Source organism: Pseudomonas sp. Sample_21, from assembly GCF_004307525.1.
In the GTDB taxonomy this organism is placed as follows: Bacteria; Pseudomonadota; Gammaproteobacteria; order Pseudomonadales; family Pseudomonadaceae; genus Aquipseudomonas; species Aquipseudomonas atacamensis.
The window spans coordinates 1-21657 of the sequence record NZ_RCNZ01000073.1 but is presented as its reverse complement, the minus strand read 5'-3'; the positions used below and the strand labels follow the sequence as shown (position 1 = coordinate 21657).

Below are 21657 nucleotides of genomic sequence, written 5' to 3'. Positions count from 1 at the left end.
TGGAAACTTGAGGTATACAATGCGCGCCATCGTGATTTAGCTCAGCACAGGTGCGTCATGCAGCCCTTCGTAATTGCTCCGTCGATCCTCTCCGCCGACTTCGCCCGCCTCGGCGAGGAAGTGGACAACGTTCTCGCCGCCGGCGCCGACTTCGTCCACTTCGATGTCATGGACAACCACTACGTACCGAACCTGACGATCGGCCCGATGGTCTGCGCGGCACTGCGCAAGTACGGCGTCACCGCGCCGATCGACGCGCACCTGATGGTCAGCCCGGTGGACCGCATAGTCGGCGACTTCATCGAAGCCGGCGCGACCTACATCACCTTCCACCCGGAAGCCACTTTGCACGTCGATCGCTCGCTGCAGCTGATCCGTGAAGGCGGCTGCAAGTCCGGTCTGGTGTTCAACCCGGCGACCCCGCTGGACGTGCTCAAGTACGTGATCGACAAGGTCGACATGGTTCTGCTGATGAGCGTCAACCCGGGCTTCGGCGGGCAGAAGTTCATCCCCGGCACCCTCGACAAATTGCGTGAAGCGCGGGCGATCATTGACGCATCCGGTCGCGACATCCGTCTGGAAATCGACGGCGGCGTCAACGTCAACAACATCCGCGAAATTGCCGCTGCTGGTGCTGACACCTTCGTCGCCGGCTCGGCCATTTTCAACGCACCGAACTATCAGGAAGTCATCGACAAGATGCGTTCCGAACTGGCACTGGCGCGCCCATGAGCGGTTTTGAGCAGTTGTTCCCGGGGCAACTGCCACGGTTGGTGATGTTCGATCTGGATGGCACGCTGATCGATTCGGTTCCCGACCTGGCGGCGGCGGTGGACACCATGCTGCTCTCCCTCGGTCGTCCGCCGGCGGGCATCGAAGCAGTGCGCGAATGGGTCGGCAATGGCGCGCCGGTGCTGGTGCGTCGGGCCTTGGCCGGTGGCATCGATCACTCGGCAGTGGACGACGCTGAAGCCGAGCGCGCACTGGAGATTTTCATGGAGGCGTACGGCGCCAGCCATGAGCTGACCGTGGTCTATCCCGGTGTGCGTGACACGCTCAAGTGGCTGCACAAGCAAGGCGTGGCCATGGCGCTGATCACCAACAAGCCGGAGCGCTTCGTCGCGCCGCTGCTCGATCAGATGAAGATCGGGCGCTACTTCAAGTGGATCATCGGCGGCGATACCCTGCCGCAGAAGAAGCCTGACCCGGCGGCGCTGTTTTTCGTAATGAAAATGGCCAACATTCCGGCCTCGCAATCGTTGTTCGTCGGCGACTCGCGCAGTGATGTGCAGGCCGCGAAAGCAGCGGGGGTCAAGTGTGTGGCGCTGAGTTACGGCTACAACCATGGCCGGCCGATTGCCGAGGAATCGCCGGCACTGGTGATCGACGATTTGCGCAAACTAATTCCCGGTTGCCTGGATCTGGCCGGTGGGATAACGTTGCCCGACGCTGTTCAACCCCCTTCTGGAAACGCCATCGTGGTGGTCACCCGCAAACTCTGGATGAAAGTCATCAAGGCCCTGGCCCGCTGGCGTTGGCGCGCCTGACTGATTCTGGCCGGCCGTGCCGGCGCGTTTGCATACCTGACTGATTGCACCTCACACCACGAGGCACCTTATGAATCGCGAAGAATTCCTGCGTCTGGCCGCTGACGGCTATAACCGCATCCCGTTGGCTTGCGAAACCCTGGCCGACTTCGACACGCCGCTGTCGATCTACCTGAAACTGGCCGACCAGCCCAACTCCTACCTGCTCGAATCGGTGCAGGGCGGCGAGAAATGGGGCCGTTACTCGATCATCGGCCTGCCGTGCCGCACCGTGCTGCGGGTGCACGATCATCACGTCAGCATCAGCGTTGATGGCGTCGAGACCGAAAGCCACGAGGTTGAAGACCCGCTGGCGTTCGTCGAAACCTTCAAGGCCCGTTACAACGTGCCGACCATTGCCGGCCTGCCGCGCTTCAACGGTGGACTGGTCGGTTACTTCGGTTACGACTGTGTGCGCTATGTCGAGAAGCGTCTGGGCAAATGCCCGAACCCCGATCCGCTGGGCGTGCCGGACATTCTGCTGATGGTTTCCGACGCCGTGGTGGTGTTCGACAACCTGGCCGGCAAGATGCACGCGATCGTCCTCGCCGACCCTGCGCAGACCGATGCCTTCGAGCAAGGTCAGGCGCGTTTGCAGGAACTGCTCGAGCAACTGCGTCAGCCGATCACCCCGCGTCGTGGCCTGGATTTCAGCAAACAGCAATCGGCCGATCCGGTGTTTCGTTCCAGTTTCACTCAGGACGATTACGAAAAAGCCGTCGACACCATCAAGGAATACATCCTCGCCGGCGACTGCATGCAGGTGGTGCCGTCGCAGCGCATGTCGATCGACTTCAAGGCTGCGCCGATCGATCTGTACCGCGCACTGCGTTGCTTCAACCCGACGCCGTACATGTACTTCTTCAACTTTGGCGATTTCCACGTCGTCGGCAGTTCGCCGGAAGTGCTGGTGCGCGTCGAAGACAACCTGATCACCGTGCGCCCGATCGCCGGCACGCGCCCACGCGGTGCCACCGAAGAAGCCGATGTGGCGCTGGAGCAGGATCTGCTCTCGGATGACAAGGAGATCGCCGAGCACTTGATGCTGATCGATCTCGGCCGCAACGATACCGGGCGCGTTTCGGAAATCGGTTCGGTGAAGCTCACCGAGAAAATGGTCATCGAGCGTTATTCCAACGTAATGCACATCGTCTCCAACGTCACCGGCCAGTTGAAGTCGAGCCTGACCGCGATGGACGCACTGCGAGCAATTCTGCCGGCGGGTACGTTGTCGGGCGCGCCGAAGATTCGCGCGATGGAAATCATTGACGAGCTGGAGCCGGTCAAGCGTGGCGTATACGGCGGCGCGGTCGGTTACTTCGCCTGGAACGGCAACATGGACACCGCCATTGCCATTCGCACAGCGGTGATCAAGAACGGCGAGCTGCACGTGCAGGCCGGCGGCGGCATCGTCGCCGACTCGGTGCCGGCGCTGGAATGGGAAGAAACCCTGAACAAACGCCGCGCGATGTTCCGCGCCGTGGCGTTGGCCGAGCAGACCCCTGACGCCTGATCCACGCAATTTCCCATGTGGGAGCGAGCTTGCTCGCGAAGGCGGTGAGTCAGTCACCATTGATGCTGACTGACCCAGCGCTTTCGCGAGCAGGCTCGCTCCCACATTGAGTTTTGTGTTGAGGCATAAAAAAAGCGGCGCCCTGACAGGCGCCGCTTTTGCATCTACGACTCAGAAATCCAGCACAACCCCGACATTCAGGCCCTGCTGCTTGAAGTCATCATCCTTGCGGAAGGTATAACCCCCACGCAGCGCCAGATCCGCCGTCAGCTTGTGACTGACACCCAGGCTCAAGCGGTTCAGGTGACTTGCCGGCGTGTAGCCTTCAAGGGTGAAGTCATTGGCCGGCAGGGTGTTGAGGGCGATGTTGACCTTCTGCACGTCATCTTCGTACTCACGCTCGTGGGCGTATTCGCCATACACCTGGGTTTGCGCGGTGAAGTTGTACTTGCCCTGAATGCCCAGGCCCAGGCGTTTCGAATCGCGGCTCTGGTCATCGAAGGTCAGCGCCGTGGCACGGTTGCTCTTTTCCGAGTAACCGTCGACATCGACACTGGCGTAATCGGCGCTGACAAACGGCGACAGATGCCATTGGCTGCCCGGTTGCGCAATGTCATAGCCCAGGCGCGTGCTGAACGCCCACAGGCTGCCGTCGGTATCGCCTTTCTCCGCGCCCTCGCTGGCGCCGAGGTCGAACTTGCGCTTGAGGTTGTCGTAGTCGAGTTTGCCGCCGGTCAGCGCCGCGTCGGCCCACCAGCGATTCTGCTGGAACTGGGCGAACGCGGTGGCCATGTAGCTGTTGAGTTTGTAATCGGAGTCGTTGTGCCCGGCCTCGAGATTCTGTCGATACAAACCGGCCGCCACGCCCACGCGCCAGGCTTCGTTCAGGCGATAGCTGCCGCCGACGTTGAGGTTGTAACCGCTGCCATCGGCGCTGGCGCCGCTGCTTTGGCTGTCGACATCCAGACGCTGTCCGCCGGCCGAGACAATCGCACGCCATTGGCCGACCGCTTGCCAGTTCTCCCAGTCCGCCTGCCATTGATTGCGCAATTCATCCTGATGCGCGCGCACGGTGCCGTGGGCCATTTCAGGTAGCAGGCTCAATTCCCACGGCGCAGCCAACAGCGAATAGGCGTAGTCGGCGATCAGTTTTTGCCCGGATTCGGTCGGGTGTACGCCATCGTTGTAGATCAGTTTGGTCGGATCCGGCGTGGCGCTGTTGATCCCGTAGCGGGCGTTTTCCGTGCAGCTATTGCCACTGAAGCAGGTCGCGGTGAGGTTCTGGTCGGTAGCCAGACCAAAGCGCCCCGGGTCGGCGAAGACTTCCGAGAGCAGCACCGGAATGTTCAGCGGAATGACTTCGGCGTTGATGCCTTGCAGGCGCGTCACCAACTGACTGTTGAACTGGTTGGCAAGGGTGCTGCTGAACGCTTGCAGCGGCGTGCCATTGAGGGCCGGGGTCAGGCCCACGTCGGGCAGCAGCCAGACCATCACGTATTTGGCGCCAGCGGTCTGCAGGGTCTGCACGCTGTCGGCCAGTCGATCGGCTGCGGCGTTGGCCTGGGGCAGGCTGAGAATGCGGCCCTGGAGGAAGTCGTTGCCGCCACCGGAAATGTAATACAGCGCGTTCGGGTCGGCGCGGAAGCCGTTCGACGGCAGGTATCCGGCGCGGGTGCGTTCGCCGGTGGCCGATTGGGTGGTGATCGAGTCGAGAATCTGGTCGGTGCGATAACCACCGACCGCCCAGTTGTTGCCGTCGGGCTGGCCGTTTTCCGCGCGCACTGCGGAGCTGGAAGAGGCTGTCTGGTCGGGCGAAAAGCCCAGGCGGCCGCCGAGCAACTGGGTGGAATTCAATGAAAAAACTTCGCCGCTGCCATCCTGATACACCGGCCCGGTACGGTTGGTGTAACGCTCGGTGGAGCCCGCCGGGCCGCCGGTGTCGGCGAAGGTGCCGGCATCGTTGAGGCTGTCGCCGAAGACGATGAAACTCGAATATGGATTGGGCGCCGCATTGGCCTGGGCGCAGGCGAGTGCGAGCAAGCAGCTGGCCAGCGGTACAAACAACGTCTGTCTGATCATGAGCAAGTCCGTTTATTTATTGTTGTAGGTGAACGAAACGACAGTACCAAAAACGTTCGGCGTTTTGCCATCGGTCGCGAATCCCTCTGCCGTTTTATAACCCGCACGCCCCGCCATATTGCACGCTCCGCCCAGCTAAGTTACTGTGCCGGAACGTATGAACGAGACCTTCCCCGTGTTGATCACCAGCAAACTTCTGGATCAAGTCATCAAGGCACACGCCCGCTGGCGTTGGCGCGCCTGAATCTTCTCTGCCGGCCCCGCCGGATCTGTATCGCTTTGCCTTCCTTGTCTGTTTGAAATGCCGCTGTGCTGGCGCCCTGTGCGCGTCCGACATCGCGCAGCGCCCTGCGGGCAAGTCATCTGAAGGCTGTCATCAAGTCAGAATTCAAGAGGTTCGAAACGCCATGTTGCTGATGATCGACAACTACGACTCCTTTACCTACAACGTTGTGCAATACCTCGGCGAGCTGGGTGCCGAGGTCAAAGTGGTGCGCAACGACGAACTGACCATCGCCGAAATCGAAGCGCTGAATCCCGAGCGCATCGTGGTTTCCCCCGGGCCGTGCACGCCCACCGAGGCGGGCGTTTCCATTGATGCGATCAAGCACTTCGCCGGCAAACTGCCGATCCTCGGCGTTTGCCTCGGCCACCAGTCCATCGGCCAGGCCTTCGGCGGTGATGTGGTGCGTGCCCGCCAGGTCATGCACGGTAAGACTAGCCCGGTATTCCACGAGGACAAGGGCGTGTTCGCCGGCCTCAATCATCCGCTCACCGTTACCCGTTACCACTCGCTGATCGTCAAGCACGAAAGCCTGCCCGATTGCCTCGAGCTGACCGCATGGACCCAGCACGACGACGGCTCGGTCGACGAGATCATGGGCCTGCGTCACAAGACCCTGAACATCGAGGGCGTACAGTTTCACCCCGAGTCGATCCTCACCGAGCAGGGTCATGAACTGTTTGCCAATTTCCTCAAACAAACCGGCGGCACGCGCTAAGGACTTCCCATGAATATCAAGACAGCCCTCAGCCGTATCGTCGAACACCTCGACCTCAGCACCGATGAAATGCGCGATGTGATGCGCGAGATCATGACCGGCCAGTGCACCGAAGCGCAGATCGGCGCGTTCATGATGGCAATGCGCATGAAGAGCGAGAGCATCGACGAAATCGTCGGCGCGGTGTCGGTGATGCGTGAGTTGGCCGATCAGGTCGAGCTGAAAACCCTCGACGGCGTCGTCGATGTGGTAGGCACCGGCGGTGACGGTGCGAATATCTTCAACGTCTCGACCGCATCTTCCTTTGTTGTCGCAGCGGCCGGTTGCACCGTGGCCAAGCACGGCAACCGCGCGGTGTCCGGCAAGAGCGGCAGTGCCGATCTGCTGGAAGCTGCCGGCATTTATCTGAACCTGACCCCGGTGCAGGTCGCGCGCTGCATCGACAACGTCGGCATCGGTTTCATGTTCGCCCAGACCCACCACAAAGCGATGAAGTACGCCGCCGGCCCGCGCCGCGAACTCGGCCTGCGCACGCTGTTCAACATGCTCGGCCCGCTTACGAATCCGGCCGGTGTGAAACATCAGGTCGTCGGCGTATTCACCCAGACGCTGTGCCGGCCATTGGCCGAAGTCTTGCAGCGACTGGGCAGCAAACACGTGCTGGTCGTGCATTCGAAGGACGGTCTGGATGAGTTCAGCCTCGCCGCGCCGACCTTTGTTGCCGAGCTGAAGAACAACGAAATCACTGAGTATTGGGTCGAACCGGAAGACCTCGGCATGAAGAGCCAGAGCCTGCACGGTCTGTCGGTCGAAGGCCCGGAAGCGTCGCTGGCGCTGATCCGTGACGCCCTTGGCAAGCGCAAGACGGAAAACGGTCAGAAAGCTGCCGAGATGATTGTGCTCAATGCCGGTGCGGCGCTGTACGCCGCCGACCTGGCAAGCAGTCTGAAACAAGGTGTGGAGCTGGCGCACGACGCGCTGCACACCGGCCTCGCTCGGGAAAAGCTCGAGGAGCTGGGTGCCTTTACCGCGGTATTCAAAGTGGAGAATGAAGGATGAGTGTACCGACGGTTCTGGAAAACATTCTCGCGCGCAAGGTTGAGGAAGTTGCCGAGCGCAGCGCTCGGGTCAGCCTGAGCGAGCTGGAAGGTCTGGCCAAGGCGGCCGATGCACCCCGTGGTTTTGCCCAGGCATTGCTGGCGCAAGCGAAGAAGAAACAACCGGCCGTGATTGCTGAAATCAAAAAGGCCTCACCGAGCAAAGGCGTGATCCGCGAAGACTTCGTGCCGGCCGACATCGCCAAGAGCTACGAGAAGGGCGGGGCGACCTGTCTGTCGGTGCTGACCGACATCGATTACTTCCAGGGCGCCGATGCCTATTTGCAACAGGCGCGCGCCGCCTGCAAATTGCCGGTGATCCGCAAGGACTTCATGATCGATCCGTACCAGATTATTGAAGCCCGCGCGCTGGGCGCCGATTGTGTGCTGCTGATCGTCTCCGCGCTGGACGACGTGAAAATGGCCGAACTGGCCGCGGTGGCCAAAGGCGTCGGTCTCGACGTCTTGGTGGAAGTGCACGACGGTGACGAACTGGAGCGCGCGTTGAAAACCCTCGACACGCCGCTGGTCGGGGTCAACAACCGCAACCTGCATACTTTTGATGTCAGCCTGGAAACCACCCTCGACCTGCTGCCGCGCATCCCGCGCGATCGCCTGGTGATCACCGAGAGTGGCATTCTCAATCGTGCCGACGTCGAACTGATGGAAATCAGCGACGTGTATTCGTTCCTGGTCGGCGAAGCGTTCATGCGCGCGGAAAATCCGGGCATGGAATTGCAGCGCCTGTTCTTCCCGGAGCGTGGCGTGCCGATCAGCGGTTCGACCCTCGACTGACCGAGTAGACCTCATTCGCGAGCAGGCTCGCTCCCAAATTTGGAATGCATTTCCCCCTGTGGGAGCGAGCCTGCTCGCGAAGGGGCCATCGAAACCGCTAGAGATTTCCATGTTGCCGGAGCCTGTTATGTCGCTGCCAACCCCCCTGACCATCGAATCCGGCCTGCAAGCCGAACAGGACTTGCTGGCCTCGGTCTGCGCTGGCGACGCCGAATTCGGCCTGCTGTTCTGGCAACCCACCGACCGCGCGCTGGTCATGCCGCGCCGCCTCAACCGTCTCGCGCAATTCGACCACGCCTGCGAAGTCTCCGCTGCCGCTGGCTGGCCGGTGCTGTTGCGTGAAACCGGCGGCGAGCCCGTCCCGCAATCCGCTGCAACCATCAACATTGCCTTGGTGTATGCCCCGCCTCGCAGTGAAGGCGACCTGAACCGCATCGAAACCGGCTATCGCCGCCTGTGCGATCCGATCTGTCAGTTGCTGGATGAGTTGGGTGGCACGTCGTCGGTCGGGGAAATCGACGGCGCATTCTGCGACGGCCGTTTCAACGTCAATCTCGACGGTCGCAAGATGGTCGGCACCGCCCAGCGCTGGCGCCAGAGCCAGGGCGGCCAGCGTCCGGTGGGGCTGGTGCACGGTGCAATGCTGATGGATGACGAGCGTGAAGCGATGGTAGCCGCGGTCAATCGCTTCAATGAAACCTGCGGCCTGAAGCAGCGGGTGAGGGCGCAAAGCCACATCGCCCTGCATGAGAAATTCAACGCGCCACAGGCGCTGGCGCGTCTCGATGAATTGTTTCGTTTGATGCTGGCGCAGATTTACAGTGCCTGATTTACGAGCTTAGCGCGTGCCGAAGACCACCATGGTCTTGCCCTTCACGTCGACCAGATTGCGTTCTTCCAGATCCTTGAGCACGCGGCCGACCATCTCCCGTGAACAACCGACAATCCGACCGATTTCCTGACGGGTGACTTTGATCTGCATGCCGTCCGGGTGGGTCATGGCGTCCGGCTGTTTGCACAGCTCCAGCAGGCAGCGGGCGACGCGGCCGGTGACGTCGAAAAACGCCAGGTCGCCGACTTTGCGCGTGGTGTTGCGCAGGCGTTGTGCGATTTGTCCGCTGAGGGCGTAAAGAATGTCTGGATCCTGCTGCGACAGTTCGCGGAACTTGGCGTAACTGATTTCCGCGGTTTCGCATTCGACCTTGGCCCGCACCCAGGCGCTGCGTTCCTGCTCCTGACCTGCCTGCTCGAACAGACCCAATTCGCCGAAGAAGTCCCCGGCGTTGAGGTAGGCGATGATCATCTCGCGGCCATCGTCATCTTCGATGAGGATGGTGACCGAACCCTTGATGATGAAGTACAGCGTGTCCGAGCGATCGCCGGCGCAGATGATGTTGCTTTTGGCCGCATGACGCCGGCGCTGGCAATGCATCAACAGCTTGTCGATGTTCTTGATTTTGGGTGTGGGGGTAATAGCAACCATGGTTGTATCCCGAAAAGACTGCACGGTGATGTTTGAGTTGTTATGAGGCGCTGAAGGCGGTCGCTACAGAGCTGACGAATTGGCGCCAGCGAATTGGCGCCAGCTTACCAGACACTTCGTCGTAAATTCGAGAAATTACCTACAGCCAGAAAGCATCCGTCCTAGGACGTCGTTCCTGTCGGGACAAAGCGCTGTGCTAAGCTGGCGACCCTTTTTTTACAGTGGAGTCTGGGCGATGAAGGCACGCATCCAATGGGCTGGCGAAGCCATGTTCCTCGGCGAATCCGGCAGCGGTCATGTCGTGGTGATGGACGGCCCGCCAGATGCCGGTGGCCGTAACCTCGGGGTTCGCCCGATGGAAATGCTCTTGCTGGGTGTCGGCGGTTGCAGCAACTTCGACGTGGTCAGCATCCTGAAGAAGTCGCGCCAGGCCGTTGAAAGCTGCGAAGCCTTTCTCGACGCCGAGCGTGCGACTGAAGATCCGAAGGTGTTTACCAAGATCCACATGCACTTCGTGGTCAAGGGCCGGGGCTTGAAAGAAGCTCAGGTCAAGCGCGCCATCGAACTGTCGGCCGAGAAATATTGCTCGGCGTCGATCATGCTCGGCGCGGCTGGCGTGGCAATCACCCACGATTATGAAATCGTTGAACTCGGCTGAACCGACATTCAACTATCATAAAAGCAGTGCAGACTCTGGCGATCCCCCGCTGACGTCTGCATAATGCGCCACTTTTTTCAGGGCAGTGATCGGTCAGCCGACGGGTCATCCGCCTGAACAGATAACCAAAATCGCCATCGCGAAGAGGTGTTAACCGTCCTACGCAGGTGCGTTGTTCGCACTTGACGGGCATGCTTGATCACGCGGCCGCGCCGCATACATAGAGAGTTTTTAACGGTGAAAAGCAAACTCAAGCTCCACGGGTTCAATAACCTGACAAAGACCTTGAGCTTCAACATCTATGACATCTGCTACGCGGAAACCCCGCAAGACCAGCAGGCTTACGTCGAGTACATCAATCAAGAGTACAACGCGAAACGCCTGACGCAGATTCTCACAGAAGTTGTCGAGATCATTGGTGCCAACATCCTGAACATCGCCAGTCAGGACTATGAACCCCAGGGCGCCAGCGTCACGATTCTGATTTCGGAAGAGCCGGTGACCCCGACTGACAGCCAGATCGAAGAATCGCCGGGCCCGTTGCCCGAAATCATTCTGGCCCACCTCGACAAGAGCCACATCACGGTGCACACCTATCCGGAAATCCATCCGGACGACGGTATTGCGACCTTCCGTGTGGATATCGACGTGTCGACCTGTGGTGTCATTTCACCGCTCAAAGCACTCAACTTCCTCATTCACCAGTTCGATTCGGACATCGTGACCGTGGATTACCGTGTGCGCGGCTTCACCCGTGACGTTGAAGGCAACAAACACTTCATCGACCACGAGATCAACTCGATCCAGAACTACCTCTCCGAAGACACCCGCGACGCGTACCAGATGACCGACGTGAACGTGTACCAGGAAAACCTGTTCCACACCAAAATGCTGCTGAAGAACTTCGAACTGGATAACTACCTGTTCGGCGACGCCACCAGCAACCTCTCGCCCGAGCAGCGTGCCCAGGTGACCGACCGTGTGAAACACGAAATGCTGGAAATCTTCTACGCGCGCAATATGCCGACCTAAGATTACCGGACAAAAAAAGGCGACCTCGTGGTCGCCTTTTTCATGCCTCATACAAAACCTCTGTGGGAGCGAGCCAGCTCGCGAAGAGGTCATCAGCACCGACACAGATCTCAGATCCGATAAGTACTCTTGGTCATCACCTTGGCCAACAAGCTCATCCCGAACTTGACCGGCGCCGGAAAACGAAACCCGCCCGCATCCAAAGCACTTTCCGCATGGTGTTCTTCATCGATGCGCATCTGCTCAAGAATCGCCCGGGATTTTTCGTCCTCGGCCGGCAATTGCTCCAGATGTTCGTTCAAGTGTTTGCAGACCTGATGCTCGGTCGCCGCAACGAAACCAAGGCTGACCTTGTCGCTGATCAGGCCGGCCACCGCGCCGATACCGAACGACATGCCGTAAAACAGTGGATTCAGCACGCTGGTGTGGCTGCCCAGCTGATGGATGCGCTGTTCACACCAGACCAGATGATCGATCTCTTCTTCAGCCGCGTGCTCCATGGCTGCGCGTACCTGCGGCAACTTGGCGGTCAGCGCCTGTCCCTGATACAGCGCCTGGGCGCAGACTTCGCCGGTATGGTTGATGCGCATCAGACCGGCGACATGGCGGGTGTCTTCATCGCTCATTTGCGTATCCGGCTGCAGAATCGCTGGCGACGGGCGGTACGGCTGGCCACTGAAGGGCAACAGGGTGCGCATCGCGGCATCGGCTTGCAGTAGCAGACGGTCTATGGGCGAGTAGTGACGTTGGGTAGTCATGCTGACCTCCGGGAAGAATCTCGGCGGCCAGTTTAACCGAATCGGCCGGCGAGGGTTTGCGCTGGGTCACTTGCTGGGCGGTCAGGCTTTTTTGTGGGAGCGAGCCTGCTCGCGAAAGCGGATTATCGGCTACTGAAGTGTTGGATGTATCGGCGCCTTCGCGAGCAGGCTCGCTCCCACGGTTGGTTGTCGCCAATCAGCCCGGCGGCCAGTTCATCTGACGCTGCCCCAGCACGTGCATATGGATGTGATAGACAGTCTGCCCGCCAAGTTCATTGCAGTTCATCACCACGCGGAAGCCTTCTTCGCAACCCAGTTCCAGCGCCAGACGCTGCGCGGTGAACAGGATGTGCCCGGCCAGTGCCTTGTCGTCTTCGGTCAGGTCGTTGAGCGTGCGCACCGGTTTTTTCGGGATCACCAGAAAGTGCACCGGAGCCTGTGGGGCGATGTCGTGGAAGGCCAGAACCTGGTCGTCCTCGTAGATGATATTGGCCGGGATTTCCCGGTTGATGATCTTGGTGAACAGAGTATCCACTGCTGTTTCTCCGTTGAGTTGGGCTGAATCGAGTGTACCGCTTCGAAGTCGTGTTCCTAGCGGGGGCAGTAAGCTTTATTGACCATGCCGACAATCGTCCGGTTAAGCCAGCGCGAACCCAGTCGCGGCAGGAACGCCAGCCAGCGGTTGCGCCGTCCCGGAATGATGATGGCGCGGTTTTTATCCAGCGCGCGTACGGCATGCAGTGCCACTTCTTCCGGACTCATCAGCGAGTGGCTGCTTTCGATCTTTTCGCTACTCATCTGTGCGGTTCGGAAGAACGGTGTGCGCGTCGGGCCGGGGCAAAGCACGGAGACTTTCACGCCGCTTTGTTTGAGCTCCACGCGCAGGGCTTCGGAAAAATGCAGCACGTAGGCTTTGCTGGCGTAGTAGGTGCTCATCCATGGGCCGGGGCTGTACGCAGCCACCGAGGCGACATTGAGGATCTGCCCGCCACCCAGCAGCGCCATGCTGTTACCCACCGCATGGCAGAGGCGGGTGAGGGCGAGAATGTTGACCTCGATGAGGTCCTGCTCAGTCATCCAATCCTGCGCGAGGAATGGCCCGCAGGTGCCGATGCCTGCGCAATTGACCAGCAGATCGATCTGCCGGTCGCCTTCTTCCAGCTCCAGCAAAAAGCCCGACAGGCGCAACGGTTCGCCGAGATCGCAGGCACGAAACAATACTTCGACATCGAAACGCTGGGTCAGCTCGATGGCGATACTTTCCAGCTGATCACGCTGTCGTGCCACCAGAATCAGGCTGCGGCCGCGCCGGGCCAGCGCTTCGGCCATGGCCAGGCCGATGCCGCTGGAAGCACCGGTGATCAGAGCGTAACGGGTCATGCAGTTCTCCATCGCAACAGCTCCGCGCCGGCGACGCGGTTGTCGCGGCAGGGAGCGCTGTTCATTCTTGCGCAGAGTCTACAGGGGCCTGCGCCGGTTCGGCTGCCTCGTCGGCGGAAATCGCTGGCGGCTCGACAACCTCAACTTCGTCGGTGGTCACCGAGCCGCTGTCATAGCTGCTCTCCAGATTGCTTTCATATTCTTCCTGCACAGCCGAGAAGCCGCCAAGCAGGCCGCCGGCAAAAATCAGTGCGAAGAATACGATCCACAACGAGCACAGCACTTTGACCGCTGTGCTGTTCGGTGGCGGCGGCGGGCCATAGCGGTTGGCGCCGGCATTGCCGGGTACGACCATCATTACCAGCGGGAAAAAACTGCCGACGAACGGCACCAGATTCAACAACCACAGCCAGCCCGACCAGCCGATATCGTGCAGGCGCTGAACGCTGAACAGAATGCTGACGATCATGAAGCCGAGGAACAGGAAGACCGCCAGAATGCCGCCGAGGATCAGCCCGGTAGTCGAGTCGCCGCTGACCAAGCCCAACGCAATCAAAGCAAACACGCCGACGATGGGCAGGGTCACCAGGCTCAAGACCATGGTCCAGGCCAGAAAGCGCAGGCGACCGATCCGGCCTTCGACGCTGAATGGCTTGAGCGTGGCGAATGGCGGCAGAGCTTCACCGACATTGGCGCGCGGTGGGGCGTAAGGCGAGTCCGGTTCCACCACCGCTGCAGGGTTATCGTGGACGTCCGCGAGATTCAGCTCGATGGCTGTTTCCGCTTCGATCCGCGCATCGATCCCGGTTTTGTTCAACGCCTGCAGATACGTCTGCGCATCGCTGTGAGACAAATCACGTTTGAGGGCGACGGTGCGGCCATTGAACAGGCGCTCGATGGCGGCCAGATCGCTTTTGAACAGATCCGCCAGATTCAGTTTGGCGGTGGTGAAGTCGACGCCGGGCTGCAGCGCGCCGTCGAAGACGATCTTGTAACGGGTGTCGCTCATGGCCGAGGCATCCTTGTCGCGATTCATTTGGCAGCCAGTCTGATCAGGACTGGCCAGATATGTTTTTCAGCGCGGCCAGCGTTGTGGCAACTGTGCAGCGCGCGCTTGGGCCTGACGATATTCAGCGTCGAGCCGCGCGATCAACTGATCCACGCTTGGCAGATCACTAATCTGGCCAACACCCTGACCCGCCGACCACACGGTCTTCCAGGCTTTGGCTTCATCGTTGATCGGCTTGAGCTTGTCGCCGAAATTGACCTCGCCCTTGCCTTGCAGGGCCGCCATGTCGAAACCGGCCGCCTCCAGGCTCTGGCGCATGAAACTGGCCGGCACTCCCGACACCGCTGGAGTATGAATGATGTCGGCAGCCTTGGCTGTCAGCAGCATCTCTTTATAAGCGTCAGGCGCGTGACTTTCGGTGGTGCCGATAAATCGCGTACCGAAGTAGGCCAAATCCGCGCCGAGCAGTTGCGCGGCGAGAATCTCATGGCCGTGGTTCAAACATCCTGCAAGCAACAGCGTCTTGTCGAAAAATTCACGGATCTCGGCAATCAGCGCAAACGGACTCCAGGTGCCGGCATGCCCGCCGGCGCCGGCCGCGACGGCAATCAGCCCGTCGACACCCGCTTCAGCGGCTTTCTCGGCATGGCGCCGCGTGGTCACGTCGTGAAACACCAGACCGCCGTAGCTGTGCACCGCGTCGACCAGTTCCTTCACCGCGCCGAGGCTGGTGATAACGATCGGCACCTTGTGCTCGACGCAAATGTCCAGATCCGCCTGCAGACGCGGGTTGCTGTGGTGAACAATCAGGTTCACCGCATAAGGGGCCGGATTAGCCAGCGTCGCCAGGCCCGCTTCGATCTGTTCCAGCCAGGCCTTGAACCCACTGCTTTCGCGTTGGTTCAGCGCCGGAAAGCTGCCGACCACGCCGTTGCGGCAGCAGGCGAGCACCAGTTCCGGATTGGAGATCAGGAACATCGGCGCTGCTACTACGGGCAGACGCAGACGTTGTTCGAGCAGAGCGGGCAGCGACATTGAGAACACCCCGAGGATCTGTATTGGTTGAAGTTAGAACGGCTTGACCACGACCAGAATTACGATAGCCAGCAATATCAGAACCGGCACTTCATTGAACCAGCGATAAAAGACATGGCTGCGGGTGTTTTCGCCACGGGCGAAGCGTTTTACCTGCGCGCCGCACATATGGTGGTAACCGATCAGCAGAACGACCAGAGTCAGTTTTGCGTGAATCCAGCCGCCCTGGCTGAAAAGGCTCGGGTTGAGGTAGATCAGCCAGCCACCGAAGATCAGCGTGGCGATCATCGCCGGGCCCATGATGCCGCGATACAGCTTGCGCTCCATGACGCTGAAGCGTTCCTGGCTGATCGTGTCGGTGCTTTGCGCGTGGTAAACGAACAGGCGCGGCAAGTAGAACAGCCCGGCAAACCAGCAGACGACGCTGACAATGTGAAACGCTTTGAGCCATAGATAGAGCATTTTTGGTTATTCCCTCATTCACGGTAGCCAGATAGTAGAGGCTTGAGCGTCCGCGCGTCACCTTGGCGGTTGTCGCAGGCGCGCGCGGCCCCTATTATCGACGGCTTTCCAGTGGGTTCGTTGAGGGCAGGTTTATGGTCAAGGTCGGTATCGTCGGCGGCACGGGTTACACCGGTGTCGAACTGCTGCGTCTGTTGGCACAGCATCCGCAGGCAGAAGTGGTCGTCATCACTTCCCGATCCGAGGCCGGTCTGGCCGTGGCTGACATGTACCCGAACCTGCGCGGTCACTATGACGGGCTGGCGTTCAGCGTGCCGGACGTGAAAACCCTTGGCGCCTGCGACGTGGTTTTCTTCGCCACGCCACACGGTGTGGCTCACGCCTTGGCAGGCGAGCTGCTGGCGGCGGGCACCAAGGTCATCGACCTGTCCGCCGACTTCCGTCTGCAAGATGCTGATGAATGGGCCAAGTGGTACGGCCAGCCACACGGCGCACCGCAATTGCTGGACGAAGCGGTCTATGGTCTGCCGGAAGTCAATCGCGAGCAGATCAAGAAAGCGCGCCTGATCGCGGTGCCGGGTTGCTATCCGACCGCAACGCAATTGGGTTTCCTGCCGTTGCTGGAAGCAGGTCTGGCCGACGCATCGCGTTTGATCGCCGACTGCAAATCCGGTGTCAGTGGTGCCGGGCGTGGTGCGGCTGTTGGTTCTTTGTACTCCGAGACGTCGGAAAGCATGAAGGCCTATGCGGTAAAAGGTCATCGTCATCTGCCGGAAATTCGCCAGGGCCTGCGTCGCGCGGCGGGCAAGGACGTCGGCCTGACCTTTGTCCCGCACCTGACGCCGATGATTCGCGGTATTCACTCCACGCTCTACGCGACAGTAGCGGATCGCTCGGTTGATCTGCAGGCACTGTTCGAAAAGCGCTATGCCAACGAACCGTTCGTCGATGTCATGCCAGCCGGCAGCCACCCGGAAACCCGTAGCGTGCGCGGCGCCAACGTCTGCCGCATCGCCGTGCATCGTCCACAGGATGGCGATTTGGTGGTCGTACTCTCGGTGATTGACAACCTGGTCAAGGGCGCCTCGGGCCAGGCGGTGCAGAACATGAACATTCTGTTCGGACTGGACGAGCGCTTCGGCCTGTCACACGCCGGCATGCTGCCTTAAAAGCAGCTGCGAGCTTCAAGCCACAAGCTACAAGAGATCAGAGGCAAGCTTGAAGCTCACCGCTTGAAGCTTGCCGCTGCTCCTCTAATAGTTGACCAATTTTCTAGGACAAGCGGATAATGCGCGTCATCACGCATTATGGCGGCGTAACGCCGGGAGATAGTCAGCATGAGCGTCGAATCCTTCACCCCCACGGCTTTGCAATTCACTCAAGGTGCTGCGCACAAGGTGAAGAGCCTGGTCGATGAAGAGGGGAATGATCGCTTGAAGCTGCGCGTATTTGTTACGGGCGGCGGTTGTTCAGGGTTTCAATACGGTTTCACCTTCGATGAAGACGTGGCCGATGACGACACCATCGTCGAGCGCGAAGGCGTGAGCCTGGTGGTCGATCCGATGAGCTTCCAGTACTTGGCCGGTGCCGAGGTGGATTATCAGGAAGGTCTGGAAGGTTCGCGCTTCGTGATCAAGAACCCGAATGCCACCACGACTTGTGGTTGCGGGTCGTCGTTCTCGATCTGATCGCGCTTCAGCGCACACAACAAAACGCCGCAGAGCCTTTCGGTTCTGCGGCGTTTTTGTATCTGAAGTTTATGCCGGGTAGATGGCGCCGAGTACGCGCAGCCCGCGAGCGCCGGTGACGCTTGGCCGATTGGCGGCGATGCCTTCGAGGCAGCAATGAGCCAGCCAGGCGAAGGCCATGGCTTCTACCCAGTCAGGGTCAACGCCGTGAGTTGCGGTGCTGGCGACTTGGGTATTTGGCAGCAGATCCGCCAGACGTCTCATCAGCGTCGCGTTGTGCGCGCCGCCGCCACAAACCAGCAATTCCTGAGTGTCCGATTGAGCGCTTTGTAGCGACTCGACGATGGTCAGCGCCGTCAGTTCGAGCAGCGTGGCCTGAACGTCTTCGGCTGCGAAGGTTGGCAGGTTCGAAAGATGCTGTTCCAGCCATGGCAGATTGAAGACTTCCCGGCCGGTACTCTTCGGGCCTTTGGTGACGAAGAACGGGTCGCTGAGCAGTGCCGTGAGCAGGGCTGGTTCAACCTTGCCGATCGCAGCCCATTTGCCGTCCCGGTCATAGTTCTCGCCCCGTTGCCGGTGAATCCAGGCGTCCATCAGAACATTCCCCGGTCCGCAGTCGAAACCGGCTACAGGTTTGTTCGGCTCAATCAGGCTGAGATTGCTGAATCCGCCGATATTCAAGACTGCCTGGTTACCAGTACGCTCTTCAAACAACGCTTCGTGAAAGGCTGGCACCAGAGGCGCACCTTGGCCACCCGCTGCGACATCGCGACTGCGGAAATCGCTGACGACGGTAATACCGGTCAACTCAGTCAGCAGGGCTGGATTACCGATCTGCACGGTAAACCCGCGCGCCGGCTCATGGCGAATGGTCTGACCGTGGCTACCGATGGCACGAATGGCATCGGGCTTGAGTTGTTGTTGCGCGAGGAGGGTGTGAATGCCCGACGCGGCAAGTTCGACCCAGTGTTGCTGGGCAATCGCCGAGCGGGCGATCTCGTCGGGGCCGCTGGCGCACAAGCCAAGCAGCTCGGCGCGCAGGGAGTCAGGCATTGGCAGGTAGTGGGTGGCGATCAGTTTGATCGCCGAGGTCTGCTCGATCAGGGCGATGTCCAGCCCGTCGAGACTGGTTCCGGACATCACACCGATATACAGGGCCATGGCTTAGCGCTTGCTCGAAGCCAACATGGTGGCCTTCTCTTGATCCATGCGCGCCATCAACGGCTGGCTCTGCGCGAGGAAGCGCGCGCGTTCGGACTTGGCGATCGGATCGGCCATCGGCAGCTTCTGGCCCAGCGGATCGACGTGAACGCCGTTGACCTGGAACTCATAGTGCAAATGCGGGCCGGTGGAAAGGCCAGTTGTACCGATATAGCCAATGACTTGACCTTGCTTCACGCTGCCACCGGTTTTCACGCCTTTGGCAAAGCCCTGCATATGGCCATAGAGCGTACGGTAAGTGTTGCCGTGCTGAATGATCACAGTGTTGCCGTAACCACCACGACGACCGGCCAGCAACACTTTGCCGTCACCGGCAGCCTTGATCGGCGTGCCTCGCGGCGCTGCATAATCGACACCTTTGTGCGCGCGGATCTTGTTGAGGATAGGGTGCTTGCGGCCCATGGAGAACTTCGAGCTGATGCGGGCGAAGTCAACCGGCGTACGGATGAAGGCCTTGCGCATGCTGTTGCCATCGGCAGTGTAATAGCTGCTGTTGCCTTGTTTGTTGGTGTAGCGAACAGCGGTGTAAGTCTTCCCGCGGTTGGTGAAGCGCGCCGACAGGATCGGGCCGGTGCCGACAGCCTTGCCGTTGATGACTTTCTGCTCGTAGATCACATCGAATTCATCACCCTGACGAATGTCCTGCGCGAAATCGATGTCGTAGCCAAAGACGCTGGCCATGTCCATGGTCATGCTGTGAGAAAGGCCGGCGCGGGCTGCGGACTGCGACAGTGAGCTGTTGATGACACCGTGGACGTAGGCAGTGCGAACGGTTGGCTTGGCAGTCACTCGGTTGAACGAATAACCCTTGTCATTCTTGGTCAGGGTGATGGTTTCAACGTCGCTGACCTTGCTGTGCAGGCTGGTCAACTGGCCTTCCGGGCTGAGTTCGAATTCGAGTTTCTGACCGCGCTTGAGTTGGCTGAACTGCTTGGCTTGCTTGTCGCTTGCCAGTATTTCGTGCACGGAGGCTGCCGGTAGGCCGACTTTTTCAAACAGGGTAGACAGCGTATCGCCTTTGGAAACCACGACCTCGCGGTGCCCAGGCTCTTTTGGTTTCTCAGCAGGGGCTACAGGTGACGGCGCGGTTTCAGCGGTTTGCGCGGCGTTTTCGTCGCTGTTTTCGATTTGTGCGAACGGCGAAGCTACGGGCTCGTTTGTGGCTTGAGTCGCATCAGCAGCGTCTTGATCTTGTGTCAGTTGTTCAGCGGGACTTTCCAGTTCAAGACTCAGAGTCGTCTTTTTGGCTTCAACATCGCTGGAGGGAAATACCAGCAGCGCCAGGCTGAGAAGGGCGGCGATTCCACTTGCGGCGAGCAGGTGGGTCTTCGGGTAAAGCGGGGGCGCTTTAGACGGTTCTGTGGTCATAGGTAATTTTTGACTTTGAAATAGATGAATTGGAAAAGATGAATGACATGATGAAGATGAAATAACTGTATAAAATATAACCAAATCATCGCTGAAGCAAGTCTACAGACCTCGGGTCTGTGGATTGGTGTCCGTGCGCCGGGCAAAACTTGTAATTGGTGCGCGTTCTTGTATGGTTGGTTCCCTTTGAATCTGAGCCTTGCGGGTCTGTTATGAAGTCGGTTGAAGAGCAGCTAGCGCTGATTAAACGTGGTGCGGAAGAACTATTGGTCGAGTCCGAGCTGGTCGAGAAGCTCAAGCGCGGCCAACCGCTGCGTATCAAGGCTGGTTTCGACCCTACCGCTCCGGATCTGCATCTTGGTCATACCGTGCTTATTAATAAGCTGCGTCAGTTCCAGGAGCTGGGGCACCAGGTGATCTTCCTTATAGGTGACTTCACCGGGATGATCGGTGATCCGAGTGGCAAGAGCGCCACGCGTCCGCCACTGACGCGTGAGCAGGTTCTGGAAAATGCTGAGACCTATAAGACTCAGGTTTTCAAAATCCTTGATCCGGCGAAAACCGAAGTTGCCTTCAATTCCACCTGGATGGACAAGATGGGGCCGGCGGATTTCATTCGCCTGACTTCGCAATACACCGTTGCTCGCATGCTCGAGCGCGATGACTTCGACAAGCGCTATACCACCAACCAGCCGATCGCTATTCACGAGTTCCTCTATCCGCTGGTTCAGGGTTATGACTCGGTCGCGCTGCGCGCCGATGTCGAGCTGGGCGGTACCGATCAGAAATTCAACTTGCTGATGGGTCGCGAGTTGCAGCGTGGTTATGGCCAGGAAGCCCAGTGCATTCTGACCATGCCATTGCTGGAAGGTCTGGATGGCGTGAAGAAGATGTCCAAGTCGCTGGGCAACTATGTCGGTATCCAGGAAGCGCCGGGCGTCATGTACAGCAAGCTGGTTTCCATCCCGGATGCGCTGATGTGGCGTTACTTCGAGTTGCTCAGCTTTCGCTCGATGGATGAGATCAACGCCTTCCGGGCTGACGTCGAAGCTGGAGCGAATCCACGCGACATCAAAATCAAGCTGGCTGAAGAGATCGTTGCGCGCTTCCATGGTGAAGAAGCTGCGGCGAATGCTCACCGAGGCGCCGGCAACCGCATGAAGGATGGCGAGCTTCCAGATGACTTGCCTGAGATCGAACTGTCTTCGGTTGAGGATATGCCGATCGCTGCTGTCCTTAATAAGGCTGGCTTGGTGAAGAACTCAGCGGCGGCGCGAGATCTGTTGGCGGCTGGCGGCGTGCGTGTCGATGGTGAGGTGGTTGATCGCTCCTTTATATATGCACTGGGCGCGACTCACGTTTGCCAGGCCGGCAAGAAGGCTTTTGCACGTATTACGCTGAAATCTGAATAAAGTTGAAATTGGGGGTTGACGGCGAATTCCAGAGGTCTATAATTCGCCCCACTTCCGGCGCAGTCGAAACGGAAAACTCC

General features: G+C 59.5%; 22 protein-coding genes. 12 read left to right on the top strand and 10 right to left on the bottom strand.

Going from position 1 to position 21657, the window contains the following annotated elements; translation table 11 throughout:
* Positions 1 to 57: 57 nt before the first annotated feature.
* From rpe to trpE, 3 genes are all read left to right on the top strand, one after another.
* Complete coding sequence (gene rpe, locus D8U71_RS12660) at positions 58 to 732, top strand: ribulose-phosphate 3-epimerase (RefSeq protein ID WP_007918813.1); 675 nt, start codon at positions 58 to 60, stop codon at positions 730 to 732.
* On the top strand, positions 729 to 1547 hold the full coding sequence (locus D8U71_RS12655) for a phosphoglycolate phosphatase (RefSeq protein WP_041476686.1): 819 nt from the start codon (positions 729 to 731) through the stop codon (positions 1545 to 1547). The genes rpe and D8U71_RS12655 overlap by 4 nt, the downstream gene beginning before the upstream one ends.
* 70 nt (positions 1548 to 1617) lie before the next feature.
* Positions 1618 to 3099, top strand: a complete 1482-nt coding sequence (trpE, locus tag D8U71_RS12650) for an anthranilate synthase component I (protein WP_130887889.1) — start codon at positions 1618 to 1620, stop codon at positions 3097 to 3099.
* Between the two features lie 171 nt (positions 3100 to 3270).
* On the opposite strand, the gene estP is transcribed toward trpE, so the two are convergent.
* Positions 3271 to 5178: an esterase EstP gene (estP, locus tag D8U71_RS12645; protein WP_130887888.1), complete on the bottom strand. Its 1908-nt coding sequence runs from the start codon at positions 5176 to 5178 to the stop codon at positions 3271 to 3273.
* 407 nt (positions 5179 to 5585) lie between these two features.
* On the opposite strand from estP, the gene D8U71_RS12640 reads away from it, so the two are divergent.
* The 4 genes from D8U71_RS12640 (at position 5586) to D8U71_RS12625 (ending at position 8900) form a co-directional block, all read left to right on the top strand.
* Positions 5586 to 6179, top strand: coding sequence for an aminodeoxychorismate/anthranilate synthase component II (locus D8U71_RS12640; RefSeq protein WP_042610431.1), 594 nt, complete (start codon positions 5586 to 5588; stop codon positions 6177 to 6179).
* A gap of 9 nt (positions 6180 to 6188) precedes the next feature.
* Entirely contained in the window at positions 6189 to 7238 is a 1050-nt protein-coding gene (gene trpD, locus D8U71_RS12635) for an anthranilate phosphoribosyltransferase (protein WP_016772917.1), read from the top strand.
* Positions 7235 to 8071, top strand: coding sequence for an indole-3-glycerol phosphate synthase TrpC (gene trpC / locus D8U71_RS12630; protein ID WP_130887887.1), 837 nt, complete (start codon positions 7235 to 7237; stop codon positions 8069 to 8071). Before trpD ends, trpC begins: the two co-directional genes overlap by 4 nt.
* Positions 8072 to 8198: 127 nt before the next feature.
* Positions 8199 to 8900 (top strand): lipoate--protein ligase family protein, encoded by a 702-nt coding sequence (locus D8U71_RS12625; protein WP_130887886.1) that lies wholly within the window; start codon positions 8199 to 8201, stop codon positions 8898 to 8900.
* 9 nt (positions 8901 to 8909) lie between these two features.
* On the opposite strand, the gene crp is transcribed toward D8U71_RS12625, so the two are convergent.
* A complete protein-coding gene (gene crp / locus D8U71_RS12620; protein WP_016772920.1) occupies positions 8910 to 9554 on the bottom strand; it encodes a cAMP-activated global transcriptional regulator CRP in 645 nt (214 codons plus the stop codon).
* A gap of 235 nt (positions 9555 to 9789) precedes the next feature.
* Between crp and D8U71_RS12615 the strand changes: the two genes are divergently transcribed.
* Positions 9790 to 10212, top strand: a complete 423-nt coding sequence (locus tag D8U71_RS12615; protein ID WP_016772921.1) for an OsmC family protein — start codon at positions 9790 to 9792, stop codon at positions 10210 to 10212.
* 237 nt (positions 10213 to 10449) lie between these two features.
* On the top strand, positions 10450 to 11244 hold the full coding sequence (gene speD / locus D8U71_RS12610) for an adenosylmethionine decarboxylase (RefSeq protein ID WP_024014530.1): 795 nt from the start codon (positions 10450 to 10452) through the stop codon (positions 11242 to 11244).
* Positions 11245 to 11354: 110 nt separating this feature from the next.
* On the opposite strand, the gene coq7 is transcribed toward speD, so the two are convergent.
* The 6 genes from coq7 to hemJ form a co-directional block, all read right to left on the bottom strand.
* The gene (gene coq7 / locus D8U71_RS12605) at positions 11355 to 12002 is read right to left on the bottom strand and encodes a 2-polyprenyl-3-methyl-6-methoxy-1,4-benzoquinone monooxygenase (protein WP_041476678.1); all 648 of its coding nucleotides are present in this window, start codon (positions 12000 to 12002) and stop codon (positions 11355 to 11357) included.
* A 196-nt stretch (positions 12003 to 12198) separates the two neighbouring features.
* Positions 12199 to 12537 (bottom strand): histidine triad nucleotide-binding protein, encoded by a 339-nt coding sequence (locus D8U71_RS12600; RefSeq protein WP_016772924.1) that lies wholly within the window; start codon positions 12535 to 12537, stop codon positions 12199 to 12201.
* A 56-nt stretch (positions 12538 to 12593) separates the two neighbouring features.
* Positions 12594 to 13382: an SDR family oxidoreductase gene (locus tag D8U71_RS12595; protein WP_122612457.1), complete on the bottom strand. Its 789-nt coding sequence runs from the start codon at positions 13380 to 13382 to the stop codon at positions 12594 to 12596.
* 61 nt (positions 13383 to 13443) lie between these two features.
* Entirely contained in the window at positions 13444 to 14391 is a 948-nt protein-coding gene (locus tag D8U71_RS12590; RefSeq protein WP_130887885.1) for a DUF805 domain-containing protein, read from the bottom strand.
* Between the two features lie 66 nt (positions 14392 to 14457).
* Complete coding sequence (locus D8U71_RS12585) at positions 14458 to 15426, bottom strand: nitronate monooxygenase family protein (protein ID WP_130887884.1); 969 nt, start codon at positions 15424 to 15426, stop codon at positions 14458 to 14460.
* A gap of 33 nt (positions 15427 to 15459) precedes the next feature.
* Positions 15460 to 15888 (bottom strand): protoporphyrinogen oxidase HemJ, encoded by a 429-nt coding sequence (hemJ, locus tag D8U71_RS12580; RefSeq protein ID WP_016772928.1) that lies wholly within the window; start codon positions 15886 to 15888, stop codon positions 15460 to 15462.
* A 134-nt stretch (positions 15889 to 16022) separates the two neighbouring features.
* On the opposite strand from hemJ, the gene argC reads away from it, so the two are divergent.
* Complete coding sequence (gene argC, locus D8U71_RS12575; RefSeq protein WP_056786719.1) at positions 16023 to 17057, top strand: N-acetyl-gamma-glutamyl-phosphate reductase; 1035 nt, start codon at positions 16023 to 16025, stop codon at positions 17055 to 17057.
* Positions 17058 to 17225: 168 nt separating this feature from the next.
* Positions 17226 to 17576, top strand: coding sequence for an iron-sulfur cluster insertion protein ErpA (gene erpA / locus D8U71_RS12570; RefSeq protein WP_007918905.1), 351 nt, complete (start codon positions 17226 to 17228; stop codon positions 17574 to 17576).
* A 69-nt stretch (positions 17577 to 17645) separates the two neighbouring features.
* Here the strand turns inward: erpA and D8U71_RS12565 are convergent, their stop codons facing one another.
* Entirely contained in the window at positions 17646 to 18737 is a 1092-nt protein-coding gene (locus tag D8U71_RS12565; RefSeq protein WP_130887883.1) for an anhydro-N-acetylmuramic acid kinase, read from the bottom strand.
* A gap of 3 nt (positions 18738 to 18740) precedes the next feature.
* Positions 18741 to 20165 carry a peptidoglycan DD-metalloendopeptidase family protein gene (locus tag D8U71_RS12560; protein ID WP_016772930.1) on the bottom strand — a complete coding sequence of 475 codons (1425 nt, stop codon included), beginning with the start codon at positions 20163 to 20165 and terminating at the stop codon, positions 18741 to 18743.
* A gap of 212 nt (positions 20166 to 20377) precedes the next feature.
* Here D8U71_RS12560 and tyrS point away from each other — a divergent pair, with 212 nt between their 5' ends.
* Entirely contained in the window at positions 20378 to 21577 is a 1200-nt protein-coding gene (gene tyrS / locus D8U71_RS12550; protein WP_024014528.1) for a tyrosine--tRNA ligase, read from the top strand.
* The last annotated feature ends 80 nt before the right edge of the window (positions 21578 to 21657 follow it).